The sequence below is a fragment of the Pseudoalteromonas sp. H103 genome (assembly GCF_001469205.1).
In the GTDB taxonomy this organism is placed as follows: domain Bacteria; phylum Pseudomonadota; class Gammaproteobacteria; order Enterobacterales; family Alteromonadaceae; genus Pseudoalteromonas; species Pseudoalteromonas carrageenovora.
Genome location: NZ_LOFG01000007.1, coordinates 48,936 through 69,802, shown reverse-complemented (window position 1 = coordinate 69,802; position 20,867 = coordinate 48,936). Strand labels below are relative to the sequence as shown.

Genomic DNA, 20,867 nt, shown 5'->3' with positions numbered 1-20,867 from the left:
CGGTTTGCTTATCTTGAGATAAGCTAAATTGTTACTGCGTACGATGCTGCTTGTAGTACGCCATTAATCCGTTTGTTGAGCTATCGTGTGCGTGCTTAACGCTATCATCGGTAAGCTCGCTTTCAATTTTAGATGCTAAACCTTTACCTAGTTCAACACCCCATTGATCAAACGAACAAATTTCTAAAATTATGCCTTGGCAAAATATCTTGTGCTCATACAGAGCTATTAATCTACCCACTGTTTTTGCATCTACAGTGTCTAACAGCATAGACGTAGTTGGGCGATTACCCTTATGAATTTTATGATTTAATAATTCATCAATTTGCGCCTGCGATTTACCCTTAGCGGTTAAATCTGCTGTCACTTGTTTTGCATCTACACCACTCATCATCGCTTCTGTTTGCGCTAAAAAGTTAGATAGTAAAATATCATGGTGTTTATCAACATTTACTTGTGGCTTAACAGATGCAATAAAATCAGCAGGTACAATTACATTACCTTGGTGCAAACATTGATAAAATGCGTGCTGTCCGTTAATCCCTGTCATGCCCCAAATAATTGGCACTGTTGTATATGGTACGGTTTCACCTGCAAAATTAACATGCTTACCATTACTTTCCATTTCACCTTGTTGCAAATACGCAGGCAACATATGAAGCGCTTGGTCGTAAGGTAAAATAGCTTGTGCTGTATACCCTAAAAAGCTGGTATTCCAAACACTAAGCAACGCCATTATAAGTGGTATATTTTGTTCAAAAGGAGCCGATTTAAAGTGCTCGTCTACTTCAAAAGCACCTTCTAAAATGGCTTCAAAAGCGTCATAACCTAAATATAAAGCAATGGGTAAGCCTATCGCACTCCAAAGTGAAAAGCGACCACCGACCCAATCCCACATAGTGAATACGTTTTCATCCGCGATACCAAAAGCGGCTGTTTTTTCTAAATTTGTACTTACCGCAACAAAATGCTTAGCAATAGTGCTGTCATCTTTTGCTGTTTGTAAAAACCAATCAACGGCTGTTTTAGCGTTTGTCATGGTTTCTGAGGTAGTAAATGTTTTTGACGAAATAACAAATAATGTTGTTTCAGGGTCAATTGCCTTTAATACCGATGAAATTTGTACGCCATCTGCATTTGATACGTAATGTACGTTTAGAGTATCGTCAGCAAGCGCTTTTAGCGCCTCTGTTGCCATTTGCGGACCCAAGTTTGAGCCGCCAACACCAATACTTACCACGTCTTTTACTGCTTTACCTGTGTAACCTAACCACTGGCCACTACGAACTTTTTCAACAAATACTTTAATTTTTGCTAATTCGTCATCTACTGCTTGTGTTACGTTTTCGCCATCAACCACTAACGGTGTATGCGCACGATTACGTAATGCAGTGTGAAGCACTGAGCGATCTTCAGTAATATTTATTTTTTCGCCGCTGAACATTTTATCGCGCCATGAAGCAATATCACACTCTTTAGCAAGTGACATTAAGTTGGCAAAAACGTCGTTATCAATAAGTTGTTTAGAGTAATCGAATAATACGCCTGGTATTTGAGTCGAAAATTGAGAAAAGCGTGTGTCATCTTGTGCAAATAACGTTTTAAGATGTGTTTGTTTCATCTTTGCAGCATTTAGCGATAATGCTTGCCAACTTGCTAATTGCGTTCGGTTAGACATGTAAGTACCCTCTAATTCTTTCAATCAATTGATTTTAAAATGCTTTTTATAAAAGCAAAACTCTTATTACTGCTTTTTCATACTAAAATTAAACGTCAATAGTATAACTAAAAATGCAAAAAAAGTGCTGTTTTTATAATTTAAGGTGCAGATGATAACGCAATTTTTAGCTTTTGACACCGGTATCATAAAAATTTTATAAATTAATTATCCCTTAATTTTAAAGGCACTGATATAGCTTAAACCCAAAAAATGAAATATTAATGACTTTTAACGGGTGATTGTATAATTATCTAATAAGTATGCATAAATAAAAAAGTCGGCCCTAAAGCCGACTTATTATTAACCGCTGCTGTTAATTGCTCAGTGCCAAGCCACCATTTAAGTTATAAACGGTTTTATACCCTAGTTGCATTAAGTTGTTAGCCGCTATTTTTGAGCGGTTTCCGCTTCGGCACAATAAAATGTATGTATTGTTTTTATTGAGCTGGCCTTCAAATACCGCATTGGCCATTCTGCTAAGAGGTATATTTAACGTGTTTGCATTGGGAGTGTTAAACAAGTGAGCTACGTTGGTAGCACCGTGTTCGTATGGTTCTCGTGTATCAATTAAATAGGTGCTATCCGTGCTAAGCATTGCTTTTGCATCTTTAAAACTCAGTTGTTGCGTATCAATTTCTGGCAGCGCGTTTACATAACCACATAACTGGGTGTTATTAACTTGTTTTAGTGCATCGTATTGCTGCTTTTGCAATGCAAACTCATCAATTGAAATATCGTTATTTTTTAAAGCACTTAATAAAGGTGTTTGCTTTTGCTGTACAGCCCAGTTCATAGCAAAACACTGTTGGTAGTCGTGCCCTGAACAAATAATACTCTTATTAGTTAGCTGCTTGCTTAATGTTAAAATAGACTGCGCCATAGCTTTAGCATCGCCCCCTTTAAGCGATGTGTTGCCAAGCCCCGCAGGTAAAATTAAATCGCCACAAAAACAGTACCGCGTTTCACCCGCGCTATTTTTTAGTAAATAACTGACGCTGTCTTTGCTGTGCCCTGGTGTTGCTACTTTTTCAAGCACGTCATTTGTTAGTGTTATTGTTGCTAGGTTTATAGGCCAACCAAGCGCATCAACTTCACCTTTTACAACTCTATGAGCTAATACACTCGTTAGTAGCAGTGTTGCAGACTCTCGCTCTTGATGCTTATGAGTATTAAGTACCGCAGCCACCTTTAAGTTTTGAGTATTCGCTATTTTTTCAAATCGAGGAATTAGCTCAATAATTGGGTCGATAATAACTGCGTGCTTATCGTCGCTCACATACAACCAACTACACGCGCCCTGATGCCTAAATTGAGTTAATCCCAGTGCGCACACTTCTTGTTGTGGTGTAGTACTGTCAGACACGATTAAACAGTTTGCTTGCAGTATTTGTTTTAAAGCACGAATACGCTCACAAGCATAAGTTATATCTTGCTGCGTGGCTGCTGGGCCAAACGAGAGCCTAATTGCATTTTCGCTTTGCCATTTACTTGCGCCCATTGCATCAAGTACAAAGCTTTGCGCAGCACCTGTACTACACGCAGATCCCCCACTTACACGAATACCTGCCGCGTCAAACAAATCAATCACTTCTTTTGACGTTAAATCGTTTACAGCAAAGTTTAATGTTGTTGGCACTGAATGCTCAAAACTATGATTAAACGTTATATCGCCAAATGTATTTTTTAATGCTTCGTGTAACTCACTGCGATAGCTATTTAATGTATCTAATGATTTAAAAGTATCGTCGGTTTTATCGAGTAATAAGCTAAAAAGCTTATTTAACCCAGCAATACCTGGCAGGTTTTCGGTGCCTGATCGCATACCGCTTTCTTGCCCGCCACCGGCTATAAATGGCGTGTAAGCACTGCCACTTTTAATGTAAAGTAGGCCAATTCCTTTAGGTGCATAAAGTTTATGCCCAGAAAACGGCGCGTAATCTATCGTTGTATCGCTAAGCGCAAGCGCTTGCTTACCAAGAGCTTGAACGCAATCAACCATCCACGATACATTGTTGTTACGGCTGCGAATTGTTTGCTCAATTGCTGCTAAATCTTGATACACGCCAGTTTCGTTATTAACCGCCATTGTGCAGATCATCAATGCGTTATTGATATGCTTTGCAATAAAATCTAAATCTAAAATACCGTTACTATCTACCGGAATAGCAAGCACTTGGGCGTTTATTTCAAGTACGTTATTCCAGTGTTTTAATGTATTTGGTACGGCTTTGTGCTCTGTAGCACCATATAGCAATACTGGGTTTTTAATAGTGTGTTTTTTAGCATTGATAAGCGTAGATACCACCGCTGTTTGAATGCCTTCTGTAGCACCTGAGGTAAACAAAATATCGCCATTTTTAGCACCAATGACGGCGCGAGCTTTATCGCGTGTTTGCTCTAATAAGTGTTTAGCTTGAATACCACTAATATGCGGGCTAGAAGGATTACCAAAACATATTTGCATAGTATGGGACACCACATCAGCAATGCATGGCAACACTGGGGTCGTTGCATTTGCATCAAGGTAAACTTGTTTTAGTGGTTCATCGGGCAATAAAAACTCAGACATTAAAAAACGCACCTTTATTACTAAAAAATATATCTTATTACCAATAGTACATAAATTTATGGGTAATGAGTAATAACTCTTTAGCAACTTAGGTGCGTTTACTATTCTTTTTTATACTAAAAATCTGTTTGTAGCGTTATTCTGCCAGCTCTTTGGTTATTTCTTCATGTGTTGATGACCACGCATTTATTAACGCTTTTACAAGCGATGCTAATGGAATGGCAAAAAATACGCCCCAAAAACCCCACAAGCCACCAAAAAATAACACTGCAACAATTATAAATACTGGGTTTAAGTCAACCGCTTCCGAAAACAACAGCGGCACTAATACATTGCCATCGAGTGCCTGGATGATCCCGTAAATTATTAAAATGGTCCAAAACTGCGTTTCAAGGCCAAATTGAAACAATGCCACAGCGGCAACCGGGATCGTTACAAGCGCGGCACCAATAAATGGAATTAATACCGAAAAGCCAACTAGCACACCTAAAAGTGCCGCATAACGTAAATCTAAAACAGTAAACGCTATAAACGACACACCACCAACAATTAAAATTTCAAACACTTTACCGCGAATGTAGTTCATTATTTGCTGATTCATTTCATTCCAAACCTGCAAAATTAAACGTCGTTGCTGTGGTATAAGTTTAGCGGCGCTACCTGTTAGCTCTAACTTATCTTTAAGCATAAAAAACACCAGTAACGGCACAAGTACCAAATAGATAAGCCAAGCCACAACATCTTTTAACGACGTAAGCGAAAACGATAAAACCACTTGGCCAAACTCAATTATTTTGTCTTCAACGGTTGCCACAATAGCCTGTACTTGTTCAATATTAATTAAACTTGGGTATCGCTCAGGTAATGCAATTAAGTACGACTTACCTTGCTCTAGCATATGCGGGGTTTCTTGCACTAAGTTACTGGTTTGTTTCCAAAGCACTGGCCCAATAACTAAAATAAGAGTCAGCATAATGCTTATAAAAATTAGCATTACTATAACTGTAGCGCCAAAGCGCTTTACACCAAAGCGCTCTAAATGCACTACCGGCCAATCAAGTAAATAAGCAATTACCAATGCCACTAGTACCGGCACAATTAACGAACCAAAAAAGTAAAGTAAAGCAACTGAGGCTAATAATAAAAATAATAAGGTAACCGAATGAGGATCCGAGAACTTCCTTTCGTACCATGCTTTTACGTATTCAAACATGTAATGGCTCCACTAATAACAACCCACGTTGTTTATCAAAATTGTAACGGTAAGCATTTTTTTGCAAAAAACGTTCTATGTCGTTCGCACTTTCGCCTTTATTTATACTAAAAATAATGCACTGTTTTGATGACTCCGCACTTTTTAGCGCAAGTTTAAACTGCACAAATTGCTGCGGACATTTAAACTTTTTTAAATCGCGCTCTAACATAACGCCTCTACTCGCGTAGTAAATGAATAATAAGTCGCATATTGTCGGTCAATATACTTATAAAGCATGAACAGCAGTAACTTTTTCTTAAAACAATTCATGCAATAGTTTATCCTTATGAAATAGTTAGCAGTAAGGATAAGTTAATGTCTGGAACGCATAATAAAGCGCATCTACCAAGTAATCCAACACTCAAAGAGATTAATTGGTTTAAAAAACAGATTAATTGGGGGGAGCTACCGCCTTTTTATCATTTAGTTGCGTCTTCTGTTAGTGAATCAGAGGGAGTGTTAGAACACGGATTTGATAACGCTGTAAAAAACTTACTCGATAAACGTAATTGGAACTTAGACTTACTTGATGGTTACGAAGATAACTTTGGTGAAATACACACAAAACACAAACCACGCATAGCACTGCACCAAGTATTTACCGATAGAGGTTTTGAGCTGTGGGCTCAGCCTTATGCAAAAGATGTTATTGTTGATCAATACATTAAAGATAACCGTTTTATGGAATTTAGAGTGTGGGACCCACATTCAATGAAAAACCTAATAAGAATAAACCAACTCCATAAATTTATAGGTTTTTATTTTGAACGCGGTGACAAAGCCGATAAAGCACTTATTTTACATGCACATAAAGTGGTACATAAAATTATTACTTTTTTACAGCGCGAATTGAACGTTGTAAAGCTTGATGGAGTCACAATAAAAGAACTCTACCAATTGTGCGAAAAAGACAGCCGCGCAAGCAGTGACGAAATAGATATTGCCAAAATTGCCATTGGCGAACCAATAAACAAGGAATAAAATGCAGCTAAAATCAGCATTTATCACTTTATGTAGCGCCGCACTCACATTTAGCTTATTAGTGAGCGAGCCTTTAAAGGCACAAACTAACTTTACGCTTCCTGACTTAGGAACATCCGCATTACAAGCACTGCCACTTGAAAAAGAGCAAGCCATTGGCGAAGTCATGATGATGCAGATACGCGGCTCGTCGCCGGTTATAAACGACCCCGTGCTTGACGAATACCTAACAACTATTGGCCGAAAGCTAGTCGCTAATGCTAACGATGTACGTTTTCCGTTTTCGTTTTTTTGGATTAATAACTCAGAAATAAACGCCTTTGCATTTTATGGTGGACATGTAGGTGTGCACACAGGGTTAATAGCGCAAGCCGATAACGAAAGCCAATTTGCATCTGTACTTGGGCACGAAATTGCCCACGTAACACAGCGCCATTTAGCACGCAGAATTCAACAACAACAAGATAATAGCGCAATGACAATTGCCGGAATGATCGCCGGTATATTAGCAACCGTTGTAGCTCCGGATGCAGGTATTGCTATTATTTCAGCAAGCCAAACACAATCTGCGTTTAGCCAACTAACGCATAGCCGCTCGGCAGAGCAAGAAGCCGACCGTATTGGCATGCAAACACTTAACAACGCAGGCTTTGATGCACGCGCATCAAGTGAATTTTTAACAAAGCTCGCCGCACAAATTCGTTACAAATATAAGCCACCTGCATTTTTGCTGACTCACCCGTTACCTGAAAGCCGTGTATCAGATGTGCGTTTACGCGCCGAGCAATACCCTAAGCGCCATATAAACCCAAGTCTTGAGTTTAATTTAGCCAAAAGCCGCGTGCTTGCACGCTACGATAACAAACCTGAAAAAGCTGAAGACTTATTTAGAAAACTACTACGCGAAAATAACTACAGCAATACAGCCCTTAAGTACGGTTTAGCTATAAGTTTACTCGATCAAGATAAGTTAGACGAAGCGGCGCCAATCCTTGATGAGTTATTAAAAAACGATCCTAAAAATTTATTTTATATCGACACCCATACAGATTTACTAATAGCGCAAAAAAAGGCTGATGAAGCCGTTAAGTTTTTAGCCGATTTAAATCAATACCGCCCTAATAACCAAGTTATTACCCTTAACTACGCAAATGCAGCACTTGAAGCTGAGCAATATGAGCTTGCCGAAAACACGCTTAAAAGCTTTTTACTAGAAAAGCCAAACCATAACTTAGGTAAACAATTACTTGCTGATGCGTATAAAAAGCAAGACAAACTTGCTGCCTACCACGAAGCAAACGCCGATGTACTATCGCAATATGGCGCATATATTAAAGCCGCAGACGAAGTACAAAAAGCACTTAACTTTGTGGAGCCTACAGAACTTGTTAAGCAACAACGCTTAAAAGCACTACTTACCCAATACCGACGTTTACAAAAAGAGCTTGCAAGACTTTAAGTCTGCAAGCGCTTGCCCTAAAATAGAGGCAATTCACACTTTGGATACATTTTATGTCTGTTACTATTTATCATAACCCGCGTTGTTCTAAATCACGCGAAACGCTAGCCCTATTACAAAATAACAATGTAGAGCCAAGTATTGTCGAGTATTTAAAAACACCTCTTTCGCATGAGCAAATTACAACGCTTGTAAGCCAGCTTGGTTTTGATTCAGTTCGCCAGCTTATGCGCACTAAAGAAGACGCTTACAAAGCGCTTAACTTAAAAGATGAAAACAGCGAGCAAGCTTTAACCGACGCCATGGTACAAAATCCAAAGCTAATTGAACGCCCTATTGTGGTTAATAACAATAAAGCAGCTATTGGTCGCCCACCAGAAAACGTACTAAGCGTTTTATAATGAGCGAAACCATTGTGGTACTTTACCACTCAAGCCATGGCTCTGTAGAGGCTATGGCTCACGAAATAGCTGAGTCCATTGAGCAACAAGGCGCAACGGCCTTACTGCGTACATTTGTAGCTAAAAATCCGCACGACATTGTTATTTCAAAAGATGAGCTGATAAATTGTGATGGCCTTGCCTTTGGCACGCCCACACGATTTGGCATGATGGCCTCTCAGGCTAAAAGCTTTTGGGAAACCACCAGCGACTTGTGGCTAAAAGGGCAATTAATAGATAAGCCAGCTTGTGTGTTTTCGTCATCAAGCAGTATGCATGGCGGCAATGAAGCCACATTACTTAATTTATCTTTACCACTTTTACACCACGGTATGATGCTACTTGGCGTACCATACGATGTACCTGAGTTACTTGCCACGCAAACGGGTGGCACACCTTATGGCGCAAGCCATGTTGCAGGTATTAGTAATTCAAACACGCTCAGTAAAGACGAAATTAAAATATGCCAAAGCGTTGGTAAACGCCTTACTCACATTGCGAGAAAACTTAAATGAATACCGCTGACAACCCAGCTAAAAAGCCTATTACTATAAAATTTCAGCGCGCTGCACTCTTTGGTTATGTAGGTTTGCTAATTTTAATTCCATTGTGGATGTATTTTGTACCACCTTTAAATGGTAATGCGAGCTTAGTGTCAATCTTTGTGCCCATTATTCCTTTATTACTGCCGTTAAGAGGCATAATTCAAGACAACACCTACACCTATGCGTGGGCTAACTTTATTGTAATGCTTTACTTTATTCACGGGTTAACCATGCTTTGGGCTGCGCCTGATGAGCTTATATGGGTATTGTTAGAACTGATATTTGCATCTTCTATGTTTATTGGTTGTACGTATTATGCAAGGCATCGCGGACAAGAACAGGGGTTAAAAATTCGCAAACTTAAAGAAGAGCTTGCTGAAGAAAAAGCCGCAAACGAGCACGGTAAATAACGCACAAATATCAATCAAGCACCATAAATTAAAAAACGCGCTTAAATTACTTTAAGCGCGTTTTTTATTAACTTTTTAAAAGTGACTAAACCAAATCACTCAAGGCCGCTAGCGCCACTATACTCGCAAGCCCAATTTGAGCCACTAAGCTTAATAACGAAAACCCCCTGAGTACAAACAAACCCCACGGGTGCTTAATGTGCGGATATAACGCGCAGCGTTTTAAACTGGCCGCAAAGAAAAAACAAATCACGGCTATCATGGTTAAACCAAGCGTTAATTCACTTTTAATTGTAATTGCTTCATCAAAAAAGAAGAACAACTGTAATGGAAATAACAACGTAACCACAGCGTGCAACACGTGAACTTTTTTAATTCGGTCAAACTGCCCTTCTGGGGAAAGTTCTTTAATACCAAAATCGCGCTCTAAGCATTTAACTAAGTTATTAGCTTTAATACTTACCGCGAGCCTGTAGCAGCTTAAGCCTTCTTTATTACGAGCTCTAAAATCGTATCCGGCTTTAATTAATAGCACCATCAACGACTCATTTTTAGCGAGTACAGCGTAATGTAATGCTGTGTTTCCTAAGTTATCGACTGCTTTTTTATCTTGCTTTGCGAGTAAGGTTTCTACTACGTTTACAAAACCTTTTTCAGCTGCCCACATAAAAGCCGTTTTATTGTTTTCATCAGCCAGCACACCAGTTGCGCCTTGCTCAATAAAGCGCATAGCCATAGTTTGTTTAGCTGTTTTTTTACGTAAATGAGTAAGTAAGGCTTTTTCAAGCAGCACAACCGAGTCAACATCCGGCGATACTTGAGTTAGTAAGGTAAAGTAGTCTTTCCCAGATGCTACCTTCTCGCTGGCAAGCTCAGAAAGCTTATCTAAATCAGCAATTGATTCTGGTATAAAAGCACTTAAGCGCTCTCTAAAATCAACTTCCTTCCAAAGTGCTAAAGCATCCTCTGCAGAGAGTTTACTTTTATTATTTAACGCATGCTCAATGAGCGTAAAGTAGCGTTTGCTAAATAATAAATCAACTAAGGATAACGGTGTTTTGATGGTGCTTTGCGCGGCAACACTTGCATATTTTTCGAGGCGCTGACATAGCATAAGCACTAAGCTTTCTGGGGTGTATTCATTATCGTAATAATGGCTTTTAACCGCACCAATATAAGCTTGAGCGTCTTCATCATATTCGCAAATATGTTGAAAATAACATTCTTCAAATGGTTCTAGCGGAGTTAACCATGCTAAATAATAAATAGGCGGCAACACGGTGGTGCATACACCATCATCTTCATTTGTAGAACGACAAGCAGGCCAAGCTTCCAAAGCATCTAAAATAAAGGCACCGTTTTGTTCTACAAGTCCTTTAATAAGTAATGGGTATTCCTTTGGCCAAATCAGTACATTTTCCATTAAAACAACACAACTCCAGTGTGGCTTGGGGGTGGTAAGTTATATCAGTTTTTAGCTGACACCACGCTTAATCAAAGTGTCGATATTCTAGCACACCTTTATTTAGCTGCGAGCCTAAAGTTGCTCAATAACATCAATCCTTTACTTGCATATATAAAAACGGCCAACTACATAAGTAATTGGCCGTTTTTGAGGTTGGAGTTGGGCTTAATCAGAGCCAGACACACATTTTATTTGCTTTTTAATTCGCTAATAACTTGCTCCAAACCTACTTCAGAAATACGTTGGATAATCTCTTTTTGTTTAGCACTTAATAACGAGATACCTTCGGCTACAATATCGTAAACTTTCCACTCGTTATTTTTACCTAAACGAAGCTTAAAACTTAAATCGATAGTTGGCGCATTTGGTTCAATAATTTGTGTATTTACCGTAGCATATTCAGAATCGCTTTTAGCATTGTTATGCTCAAATACAACCTGTTGGCCTGTGTATTTCATTAATGCACCAGCGTAAGTGCCTGTTAAATAATGCTCCACTGCATCAATAAAGCGCACTGCTTGTTCGCGCTCGATACCTTTAATGTGCTTTCCAAGTAATTTAAACGACACAAATTTAACATCAATATGCGGCATTAAACGCGTTTCAACAATTTTCGACATTGCTGCCTTACTTGCATTACCTTGCGAATTTACTTTACCAATATCTGCAAATAATGAATTAGCAACAGATTCAAGGAGTCGATCAGGTGCTTCTTGTTGCTGTGCAAAAACCGAACTGCTTATAAATGCAGTAGCAATAAGTAAAAGTTTAATTAGTTTCATGAGTGTTATGTCTGTGTGATTAAGATGACTGTAATTTACGTGATCTACCCCAGTATAAAAAGCATTAAATAGGCAACTTATTAATGCCTAATCAGCACCAATAGAGTAAAGCATTTAAATTCAGTATGTTAACTCATACTGGTTAACAGCCCATAAACAACCGGCATTTTGTCCTTATTGTAATTGTTAACAGGTCGCCCTTATCATTTATTTAATATTTTCAAACAGACAAACATTTGGCACCTATGAAAACGTCACTTAAAACATTTTTTATCTCTTTTGTATTAGTAATATCACTCTTTGGGAAGTCTGCTTTTGCACAATCAGATCATGGTTATGCTGTTGATTTTCTTAAAGGCGAAGGGAACGTTAACGGCGTTAAGCTGGCTTATCAGTATCATGCCCCTGGTATGCAAAACCTAATTGGTGACGCACGCTTTTATTTTGAAACCAGTGCAAACATATGGGAATACCGTCACGGCGATAAAACACAATCTAATGTTGTGTTGGCTATGTCGCCAGTGCTCCAGTTTCCGGCGTTTAGCTTTAACAACACCCCGTTTTATGTGGAGGCAGGCATTGGTGTATCACTTATTGATGAAACTAAATTTGCGGGTAAAAACATTAGCACCCATTACCAGTTTGAAGACCGTATAGGGCTTGTCGCCGACTTTGGTGAAACCAATGTAGCACTGAGAGTCATTCACTATTCAAATGCCGGTTTTAAAGAGCCAAATCCAGGCCTTAATTTTTTAACGTTTTCGGTAGCTAAGCGCTTTTAAGGCTCAAATTGATATGAGTATTTAGATAGTGCTACATCTAAAATTAATATCAATAAGTAATAAATACAAAAAAAGCCCTGAATAATCAGGGCTTTTCAATATTAAAATTTATATTGCGGTATTAACCTACTAACCAGTGCGCCATAAGGGCAATAACAGGCAGCGTAATAAGCGTTCGTAAAATAAATATAACGAACAGCTCAAAAATATTTACCGGTATTTTACTACCTAAAATAAGCGCACCTACCTCAGACATATAAATAAGCTGAGTGACACTCATAGCAGCAATAATAAAGCGCGTTACGTCGCTTTCAATTGTACCAGCCGCCAATATTGACGGTATAAACATATCAGCAAAGCCAACCATAATAGTTTGCGAGGCAGCAGCGGCCTCGGGTACTTGTAGTAGCTCTAAAAATGGCACAAACGGCATACCAAGGTACTGAAATATAGGCGTATGCTCAGCAATAATTAAAGCAAATGTACCTACAGCCATAACCACAGGTAACACACCAAATACCATATCAAGTGCGTTATGTACGCCCTCTTTAATTGTGCCTTTAACGCCTGTTGAGTTATCTGCTTTGGCAAGTGCTACATCAAGTGAATGGCCAAATAAGGTTTTATTACCAGGAATTGTTTCTGCATCTCGGTCGGGCTCACTGCCATCAATAAGTACATCTTTTTTAAAGCGCAGTGGCGGTAAACGAGGCACAATAATAGCGGCAACTATACCCGCTAAACACACAGTGGCGTAAAACGGCGCAAATAAGTACTCAAGCTTTACTTGCCCAAGCACCACTAGACTAAACGTAATTGATACCGCTGAAAACGTAGTACCAATAATTGCAGCTTCACGTTGTGTGTAGTGTTTTTGATCGTACTGCCTAGCCGTCATCAAAATACCCACACTGCCATCACCTAACCACGAAGCGGTACAGTCAACAGCACTTCTACCTGGCACACCAAATACAGGGCGCATCACTTTAGTCATCAAGGTGCCGGCAAGCTCTAACAAGCCAAAATTAATTAATAGCGGTAATAATAAACCCGCTAAGATAAACACCGAAAACAACACAGGGAGTAAATCATTTAATACCAGCGCACCAGTATTAGCAGAAGTAATCATTTCGCTACCCACACTTAAGTGAGTCATTAAAACAAATGCCATACCAAATAAGCGCACAATTAGCCAGGTCCAGCTCACATCAAACAAATGTTTTAACAAAGGCGAGTTACAAATAGCTGCGGGTTTAAACGCTTTAGTAATTACAGAAATAACCCCTGTAATACAAATAATTAAGGTAATAATAGCTTGAGCAGAACCAAACATCATGGTTTGCACAGCTTTAGCCATAACGGCAATAGGAATGGTCATTCCCTGAGAGGTAGAAATCGGTGTCATAAATAAAAACACACCAATTAACGACGGTACTAAAAAAGTAAACCAAGTGCGCCACGTGCAATGTGAACGATGAGGTAACTGAGACATATTTTTTAACCTATAAAAACTACAAAAAGAGCTTAGCGCTCTTTTTGTAGTAAAAATTTATTATTATTTAAATTTTAATGCCGCGCTGAATGAGTGCTGCTTCTAATGCTTGTTGTAAACCATTCATAGTACCTGGCTCAAGCGTTTCACCTTTGTCATCCATCCACGTTAAGCTAGTACCGCCTTCTTTAGTTTTGCTAACTAAAATTTGGTACTGACCTTCATCTATAGGTAACTGAGCAACTTCGTCGCCCCAAATAGAATCCCATACACTGCTTTCTGGCGCTTTATAATCGGCTGTAATTAAACCTGTATCTTGGTTAATTTCAACAATTGTGAACGATAGGCGCTCTAAAAACCCTGAGAATCTGTCAAATACAGCGTCGTACGATTGCTCAGTAACAAGTGCTGCATTGCCTTTATTATCAAAGCCCATTTCTAGTGAAATAATACCTTGGCGTTTACGCATATCAACTTCAAGTTGGCGGTAACGGTAGTCAAACTCGCTCACTACTTGGTTAAGAGCACGCACTTCTAACTGCTGTTTTAATAAGTCAGTTAACGTGTGTTCGCCTTTAAAATCTATAAGCTCTACACGCAAAGAGGCAGTACGTTGGTGCGATTTTTCTTCAATAGTAAATCTGAATTTTTCTAAATCATCATTTACTTCATCGCCCCACCACCAAAAGCTCTCTTCGGTTTTTATAATTGAGTACCAATCGGTTTCAATTGTACCTAGTAGTTTGTCTTCTTTAGTAGCTGCTGCGTTGTTCTCAGCAAGTACTGATTTAATTGTATCCCAAAGAAATTCGTCTAAATCAACAATGCCGTCGTTTTTATCAAAGTAAATACGTGCTTTTTTATCACCTTCTTCAACCCAGCTACCTTTAGCGATAGTAAGCACTTGTGCTGGTGGACGATAATTTGTTGCTTCTGGATTGTTGTCGTATTGACCTACATCCATTTTATAAACTGGGTCTTGAGCTGGTTGAGATAACGACTCAGGTGCTTTTACTGGCTCATGAGTACGGTAATTACGCTCATTATGTGCTTCATTAATAAATACACTACACCCTGATAAACTTACCAATACACTTACTGCAAGTGCTTTTGGGATCCAATACTGCACAGATATTTCTCCTTAGCATACCCTTTAATTGTTTTAACAAGTATATGAGTGGGTGATGCTGATTTGGTTCAGTGTAAAATCAATATTAACTTTACATTTATTATTTGGCTGCCTAATTGCAATAAAGTTCAGCACTTTGAATTAGAAAAAATCTAAGCGCAATTAAGCAAATTTTAGCTATGGTACTTTCCCATGCCAGTAAAAACAAGAAACACCGCACTTTAAAAGCGCTTAATTAGCCCGCATTGTAGTTTAGAGCACTTTTTGTGTTAAACTTCGCCGCCGTGCAACGTATTGTATGTGCATCGGGCTATATCAACTCGGTTGTTATATTTCAAAAAACGTAGGTATTAAACTTCATGACTGCATTTTCAAATCATCAAATTGTTTTAACTGCTATTGGCGAAGATAGGCCGGGAATTGTAAGTGAACTTACGCAACTTGTAAGTGATTGTCATTGCAACATAGTAGATAGCCGAATAGCCATTTTAGGCAGCGAGTTTACCTTTACCATGCTGCTAAGTGGCGACATGTCGGCCATTAGCCGCATAGAGCACACCTTGCCAACTAAAGGCATGGAGCTGGGCCTACTGACCATGATGAAGCGCAGTACAACTCGCCACACCGAAAGTGAATTTTGCGCCGGTTACACGCTCGAATATACAGGGATAGATACCCCTGGCACATTGAGTAAAGTAACGCGCTACTTTGCCGACAACAACATTAGCATTTGCTCTTTAAAGTCAGATACATATGATGAAGAAGTCGATACTAAAATGCGCTGTGAAATTGAATTTAATATTCCGGTTGATGTAGACATTGACCAATTTAAAATTAGTTTTGAAAACCTTTCTCACACACTTAACGTAGATTATATTTTTAAACGTATTCGCTAAGGAGCAAAGCATGAACAAAATTAGCCCACTACAAGCCGGTGATACCGCACCCGCTTTTAGCCTACAAAACCAAAACGACGAAACAGTCACATTAAGCGAGCTGCTAAAAGAGCAACAGGTACTCGTGTACTTTTACCCTAAAGCCTCTACACCGGGGTGTACGGTTCAAGCCGAAAACTTACGTGACCAACAAGCAGAGCTTGCTAAATTTAACACCCGCGTTGTAGGTATTAGCCCAGATCCAATTAAGCGCCTTAAAAACTTCGAAACTAAAAAAGAGCTTAATTTTGATTTACTAGCCGATGAAGATCACGCCATTGCAGAAGCATTTGGCGTATGGGGCTACAAAAAATTTATGGGTAAAGAATACGATGGTATTCACCGCCTTACATTTTTAGTAGGCCAAGATGGTAAAATTAAACACTTATTTGATAAGTTTAAAACCAAAGATCACCATCAAGTGGTGTTGGATTACTTAGCAGCAGAATGAGTTAGCTGTAAGCTGTAAGCTGTAAGCTGTAAGCTGTAAGCTGTAAGCTGTAAGCTGTAAGCTGTAAAAATATACAAAAGCGTTGCTCTAGGGCAACGTTTTTTTGTGTTAACTGCTATATACTTTGTTTAAGTAAAGTATGCTCAAGGTATGAATAGGCAGTCAATAGTTTTGATGTATGAAGTCAAGATTTGACCCCTTTGGGTTTCTCATGCTTTTCTCTATGGATAGGCTTTCTCGATATTCAGCAGCTTCTGCTTTCAGCGTCCAATGAACATCTAAAATACCACTCACTTCTACAGCTTGTTTCACTTCAGATATCGTTGTTTTAAAAAACTCTTTTCTTGAGTTAATCTTATTAACTGAGCATAAGTTGAAACGACGATGAAGTTCTTTTTCCAAAGTTGGTGCGTCCTCACTAAATATCATTGCATGAACATCAAAAGAAAATGGGACAGATGCATCTCCAAGCTCTTTAACACGGTCCATTGGTTCTAACCTTCGAGTCATACCTATTTTAAACACTTCTTCACCAAAACTACCAATGTTACTGATGACATATACATGACCACGTCTAGTTTGTTGTGCCATAGAAATAGCTCTTTGTCCTTTATCCTCAGCTTCTTTTAATTGATTTTCTAAATCAAACAACTTGGCTTCATAGTCAGCTTTTTGTTCATCATTGGCAGCTAAAAGCTCTTCCCTCACTTTTTTTAGCGCTTTTTGAATTAATCGTTCTTCCTTCTCAGCTTCTTTTCTTGCTTTTTCGATATCCCGTAGCGCTTTTTCCTCTTCACGTATCTGTGCCCGAATTTCAGCTTGTTCTTCTCGTTCAATTCTTTTAAGTTCACTGACCGCGACTGCCCACTTAAGCTCTGTTAAACGAGCGTTTAAATACTTTTCATTAATCCGCGCACTACGAAACGGTACGCCATTGTGATTTACTAACGCAAATGCATCTAAAATTTCTTGGTTTATCTTCCCAAAATTGTCGTGTTTTACTTTGGATAATGCACTATCTACTTTGCCGTTAAAAGCATCAACCACAAAATGTATTGCGTATGTTTTTCTATGGTGCTCGACATAATCGCAATCGCCTGCAAAACCATCTTTAACCATTTGGCGGATGTTTTGGCGTATTAATTTTAACTCGGCTCCAGCCTCTTTATGGCTAAATTCATCAGCTAAATCATCTAAAACTGAGTGATTTGGTATTATGTAGTCGTCTTTATAGCCATCGATAGTATTTCGCATAGCTTTAATTGCTTGTTCATAGATATCTGCTTTTTCTTTAGCCTCGTATGCATCACCAGCAATTTCTTTAGCTTGCTGAACTGCAAATGATGTAATTCGATCTGCCTCTTGATTAGCCTCAAGGCGAATTTTCTCAGCTTTTTCTTTTGCTTCTTTAAGCTTTTGGTTCCCTTCGGCTTTATACCCTTTCAGGGTTTCTCTTGTAATAACAGCTTCTAGTTCAATGTCATTCGCTAAATCCATTGCATTTTGTTTTATAGTCTTTGCTTCCAACTCAGCTTCTTCTAGAAGGTCTTTAATATAGTTTTCTACTTGAATAATTGGGCTGTATTTATCAAGTAACTCTTTATTTTTAATTGATGTGTTCTTAATTTCTGCTCTTGACACATCAAGCTTGTCATTCAATGAATCTATATTTTTTTTAGATTGCTGCTTTAGGTTTTTAACCGTGCTGTACCAGCTAAAACAAATGATTAAAACTACAAATGCGAGTATTGAACTAAGAAGTTCCATATCTAAATCCTTTTATTAAATTAACTACAGACCGTATCACAGATTAGCTGTACTTGATAAATGTATAGCAATACAAACCCACTCTTAAAAGCATTTAAAAATAATGGGGTTGGTAGTTTAATAAGAGTTCTCTGTTTAAAATTAAGTGGCTAATTACCAATCTATTTGATAAAAAGATAAAAAAGGGAGAATTTAATTTTGAGTAAGGCAATCAAGTTTAGAGTGTATTTAGTCGCATTGATCATATGTTTTATTGGCTTTATGTTTTCACCAGCGAGTAGCCAGTTTTATACAAACCCGTTTTATATTGGCAGTTTTATTTTTGCAATCGCGCTAATTGTGAATGTTATTAATTACTTTTGCCCAAATTGTAAGAAAAACCAGGTAATGCAATCAGCTACTAGCTATCGCCTGCCAAAAAATAAATGCTATCACTGCGGGGAAGAAATTAATTAGCCTTTACGGATGGCGCTTCGCTTATCCGACCTACGTGTCTAAATAAGCTGGTGTGGTGGTTTATATAAAGAGTGAGTAATGGAGTTGTGGTGTTGGGTTTCGTTTCACTCAACCCAACCTTGTATCTACGTAATATAACTTAACGCCGAGCAGCTTATCGCTTACAGCTAAACACTTACAGCTGCTCTTGCGCTTTAGCTAATCCCTAAATACTTATGTACTTGTATTGATAGGCGCCAGTTTTTGGCAATACAGGTGTCGATTGCGAGTTTAGTTGCTGATACTTTTTGGCTTATTGGTTGTAAGTATACAAGTTTAGGGTTAACACCTGTTTTAGCAAATAATTCTTCAAGCTCTTCTACGTGCTTTTGCATGGCTACTGGGTGTTTAATTTCGTTTGCACGCTTCATGGCGCTGGTAAGTACTTCGTAACCGCCGCGCATGTTTATTTTAGGCGATACAGTAACCCATGTTTGCTCAGGGGCAAGTATTTCAAACGTGCCGCTGGTTTCTATTTGTGTAGTAAAGCCTTGTGCATGTAATAAGTTACATACTGGGTTTAAATCGAACATGCATGGCTCGCCGCCAGTAATTACTACGTGCTTTGCGGTATAGCCACGTGATTTAAATAGCTCGAGTACTTGATCTGCGCTGGCATCGGCCCAGTGATCTGAGTCGGCTTTTTTTTCTACTGTTTCATCAAGTGATACTTTATATACGTTGTCTACATCCCAGGTTTGTTTGGTATCACACCACGAGCAGCCTACAGGGCAACCTTGCAGGCGCAAAAATATTGAGGGTGTGCCAGTAAAACTTGCTTCACCTTGGATGGTTTCAAACACTTCATTAATTTTGTACAAAAGAGATCTCACTTACTACCTAGTAGCCAAATTGCTACTATTAAAGACGAAAAAGCGCTGTGCAAAAATTGTTATTTAAGCTGCGGCCGTGTAGTATATCGCGCCCTGATATAAACCTCTATTAAAACTAAGAGCAAAACAGATATGACGCAAAAAGTAGTTGTTATTTATTCCGGCGGTATGGACTCATTTACCGTATTAAATAAAGCCCTGCAACAAGGCCATGATGTATATGCCCTCTCATTTGACTATGGTCAGCGTCATGTAAAAGAGCTTAAAGTGGCTGCGCAAGTATGTGAAAAGCTTAATGTTCCGCATAAAATTGTGGATATTTCGGCAATTAACCAACTTATTGGTGGCTCATCATTAACTGATGATATTGAAGTACCTGAAGGCCATTACGAAGAAGAGAGCATGAAGAGCACAATTGTGCCAAATCGTAATATGATTTTGCTCTCGCTTGCAGTTGGTTACGCAGTATCACTTAAAGCAAGCCAAGTTTATTACGGCGCTCATTCTGGGGATCATGCTATTTACCCCGATTGCCGTCCTGAATTTGTGCAAAAAATGGATGATGTATGTCGTATTGCAAACTACGATGCAGTAGAAATTTTTAGCCCATATTTAAATAACACCAAAATTGATATTTTAACCGATGGTATAAAAATGGGCTTAGACTACAGCCAAACATGGACCTGTTATAACGGCCGTGAAAAAGCCTGTGGAAAATGTGGCGCATGCCAAGAACGTTTAGAAGCCTTTAAGCTTAATAACGTTACTGACCCGTTAGAATACGAATAACGCTTACTAACACACGCGCTAAACGCAAAAAGGCTATCATCTCGATAGCCTTTTTTGTTATTGCTGAAAGTTAAAGCCAACGTTTAACTTTGTTTTTATATTCAGTAAATTCTTCACCAAATAATTTAATAAGCGCTCGCTCCTCCGGAATTATCTGAAAAAGCGTTAAATACACAACAAAGCCAATAATACATAAAAGCGCCCATAGCGAACTCAGCCATATACCCCACCCTGCTAAAATAAACGCAAAGCCAACATACATAGGGTTGCGTGAAATTTTATAAATACCACTGGTTACGAGTTTTGATGCTTGCTCAGGCTTATTGGGGTTTACCGTAGTGCGCGCAAGTTTAAAACTCACCACCCCTGCAATACAAAAAATACAGCCAATGATTACCAGGCTTGCCGCTAAATAGGTAATAAACGCGGTAAAATCAATAACACTATAGTGCGCAATTAACGCCATAATGCCTGCAAAAAATAGCACAACAATAACCGGAGGGATTTTATTATTTAACATAGCAACTCACTGTATTATTTATAAAAATGTAATTAACCTTAACGCTGG

At 38.7% G+C, this 20,867-nt stretch carries 20 protein-coding genes; 9 read left to right on the top strand and 11 right to left on the bottom strand.

Annotation, left to right across the window (positions count from 1 at the left end; translation table 11 throughout):
* Positions 1-31: 31 nt before the first annotated feature.
* The 4 genes from pgi to ATS74_RS06605 form a co-directional block, all read right to left on the bottom strand.
* Positions 32-1,678: a glucose-6-phosphate isomerase gene (gene pgi, locus ATS74_RS06620; RefSeq protein ID WP_058548142.1), complete on the bottom strand. Its 1,647-nt coding sequence runs from the start codon at positions 1,676-1,678 to the stop codon at positions 32-34.
* A 355-nt stretch (positions 1,679-2,033) separates the two neighbouring features.
* Positions 2,034-4,289, bottom strand: coding sequence for an aminotransferase class V-fold PLP-dependent enzyme (locus tag ATS74_RS06615; protein ID WP_058548141.1), 2,256 nt, complete (start codon positions 4,287-4,289; stop codon positions 2,034-2,036).
* 136 nt (positions 4,290-4,425) lie between these two features.
* Positions 4,426-5,502 (bottom strand): AI-2E family transporter, encoded by a 1,077-nt coding sequence (locus ATS74_RS06610; RefSeq protein WP_058548140.1) that lies wholly within the window; start codon positions 5,500-5,502, stop codon positions 4,426-4,428.
* Entirely contained in the window at positions 5,495-5,713 is a 219-nt protein-coding gene (locus ATS74_RS06605) for a hypothetical protein (RefSeq protein ID WP_058548139.1), read from the bottom strand. The genes ATS74_RS06610 and ATS74_RS06605 overlap by 8 nt, the downstream gene beginning before the upstream one ends.
* Positions 5,714-5,859: 146 nt before the next feature.
* Between ATS74_RS06605 and ATS74_RS06600 the strand changes: the two genes are divergently transcribed.
* Genes ATS74_RS06600 through ATS74_RS06580 form a run of 5 tightly spaced genes read left to right on the top strand, consistent with a single transcriptional unit; the run spans position 5,860 to position 9,379 of the window.
* Entirely contained in the window at positions 5,860-6,525 is a 666-nt protein-coding gene (locus ATS74_RS06600; RefSeq protein WP_058548138.1) for a hypothetical protein, read from the top strand.
* Between the two features lies 1 nt (position 6,526).
* Positions 6,527-7,984 carry a M48 family metalloprotease gene (locus ATS74_RS06595; protein ID WP_058548137.1) on the top strand — a complete coding sequence of 486 codons (1,458 nt, stop codon included), beginning with the start codon at positions 6,527-6,529 and terminating at the stop codon, positions 7,982-7,984.
* A gap of 53 nt (positions 7,985-8,037) precedes the next feature.
* Positions 8,038-8,385, top strand: coding sequence for an arsenate reductase (glutaredoxin) (gene arsC, locus ATS74_RS06590; RefSeq protein WP_058548136.1), 348 nt, complete (start codon positions 8,038-8,040; stop codon positions 8,383-8,385).
* Positions 8,385-8,939 (top strand): NAD(P)H:quinone oxidoreductase, encoded by a 555-nt coding sequence (gene wrbA, locus ATS74_RS06585; RefSeq protein WP_058548135.1) that lies wholly within the window; start codon positions 8,385-8,387, stop codon positions 8,937-8,939. Before arsC ends, wrbA begins: the two co-directional genes overlap by 1 nt.
* Positions 8,936-9,379: a DUF2069 domain-containing protein gene (locus ATS74_RS06580; protein ID WP_058548134.1), complete on the top strand. Its 444-nt coding sequence runs from the start codon at positions 8,936-8,938 to the stop codon at positions 9,377-9,379. Before wrbA ends, ATS74_RS06580 begins: the two co-directional genes overlap by 4 nt.
* An 85-nt stretch (positions 9,380-9,464) precedes the next feature.
* Here the strand turns inward: ATS74_RS06580 and ATS74_RS06575 are convergent, their stop codons facing one another.
* A complete protein-coding gene (locus ATS74_RS06575) occupies positions 9,465-10,802 on the bottom strand; it encodes an ankyrin repeat domain-containing protein (RefSeq protein ID WP_058548133.1) in 1,338 nt (445 codons plus the stop codon).
* A gap of 230 nt (positions 10,803-11,032) precedes the next feature.
* Positions 11,033-11,626: an MlaC/ttg2D family ABC transporter substrate-binding protein gene (locus ATS74_RS06570; RefSeq protein WP_058548132.1), complete on the bottom strand. Its 594-nt coding sequence runs from the start codon at positions 11,624-11,626 to the stop codon at positions 11,033-11,035.
* 245 nt (positions 11,627-11,871) lie between these two features.
* On the opposite strand from ATS74_RS06570, the gene ATS74_RS06565 reads away from it, so the two are divergent.
* Positions 11,872-12,408 carry an acyloxyacyl hydrolase gene (locus ATS74_RS06565; protein ID WP_058548131.1) on the top strand — a complete coding sequence of 179 codons (537 nt, stop codon included), beginning with the start codon at positions 11,872-11,874 and terminating at the stop codon, positions 12,406-12,408.
* A gap of 121 nt (positions 12,409-12,529) precedes the next feature.
* On the opposite strand, the gene ATS74_RS06560 is transcribed toward ATS74_RS06565, so the two are convergent.
* Both ATS74_RS06560 and bamC read right to left on the bottom strand, forming a co-directional pair.
* Entirely contained in the window at positions 12,530-13,900 is a 1,371-nt protein-coding gene (locus tag ATS74_RS06560) for a YjiH family protein (protein WP_058548130.1), read from the bottom strand.
* Positions 13,901-13,967: 67 nt separating this feature from the next.
* The gene (gene bamC / locus ATS74_RS06555; protein ID WP_058548129.1) at positions 13,968-15,029 is read right to left on the bottom strand and encodes an outer membrane protein assembly factor BamC; all 1,062 of its coding nucleotides are present in this window, start codon (positions 15,027-15,029) and stop codon (positions 13,968-13,970) included.
* Between the two features lie 359 nt (positions 15,030-15,388).
* Here bamC and ATS74_RS06550 point away from each other — a divergent pair, with 359 nt between their 5' ends.
* Positions 15,389-15,925 (top strand): glycine cleavage system protein R, encoded by a 537-nt coding sequence (locus ATS74_RS06550; protein ID WP_058548128.1) that lies wholly within the window; start codon positions 15,389-15,391, stop codon positions 15,923-15,925.
* A gap of 10 nt (positions 15,926-15,935) precedes the next feature.
* Positions 15,936-16,415, top strand: coding sequence for a thioredoxin-dependent thiol peroxidase (gene bcp / locus ATS74_RS06545; RefSeq protein WP_058548127.1), 480 nt, complete (start codon positions 15,936-15,938; stop codon positions 16,413-16,415).
* Between the two features lie 162 nt (positions 16,416-16,577).
* On the opposite strand, the gene ATS74_RS06540 is transcribed toward bcp, so the two are convergent.
* Both ATS74_RS06540 and queE read right to left on the bottom strand, forming a co-directional pair.
* The gene (locus ATS74_RS06540) at positions 16,578-18,182 is read right to left on the bottom strand and encodes a DUF4041 domain-containing protein (protein WP_058548126.1); all 1,605 of its coding nucleotides are present in this window, start codon (positions 18,180-18,182) and stop codon (positions 16,578-16,580) included.
* A gap of 650 nt (positions 18,183-18,832) precedes the next feature.
* Positions 18,833-19,498, bottom strand: coding sequence for a 7-carboxy-7-deazaguanine synthase QueE (gene queE, locus ATS74_RS06530; protein WP_058548124.1), 666 nt, complete (start codon positions 19,496-19,498; stop codon positions 18,833-18,835).
* A gap of 144 nt (positions 19,499-19,642) precedes the next feature.
* Here queE and queC point away from each other — a divergent pair, with 144 nt between their 5' ends.
* Entirely contained in the window at positions 19,643-20,299 is a 657-nt protein-coding gene (gene queC, locus ATS74_RS06525) for a 7-cyano-7-deazaguanine synthase QueC (RefSeq protein ID WP_058548123.1), read from the top strand.
* A gap of 70 nt (positions 20,300-20,369) precedes the next feature.
* Here the strand turns inward: queC and ATS74_RS06520 are convergent, their stop codons facing one another.
* On the bottom strand, positions 20,370-20,819 hold the full coding sequence (locus ATS74_RS06520; protein ID WP_058548122.1) for a methyltransferase family protein: 450 nt from the start codon (positions 20,817-20,819) through the stop codon (positions 20,370-20,372).
* Positions 20,820-20,867: the final 48 nt, after the last annotated feature.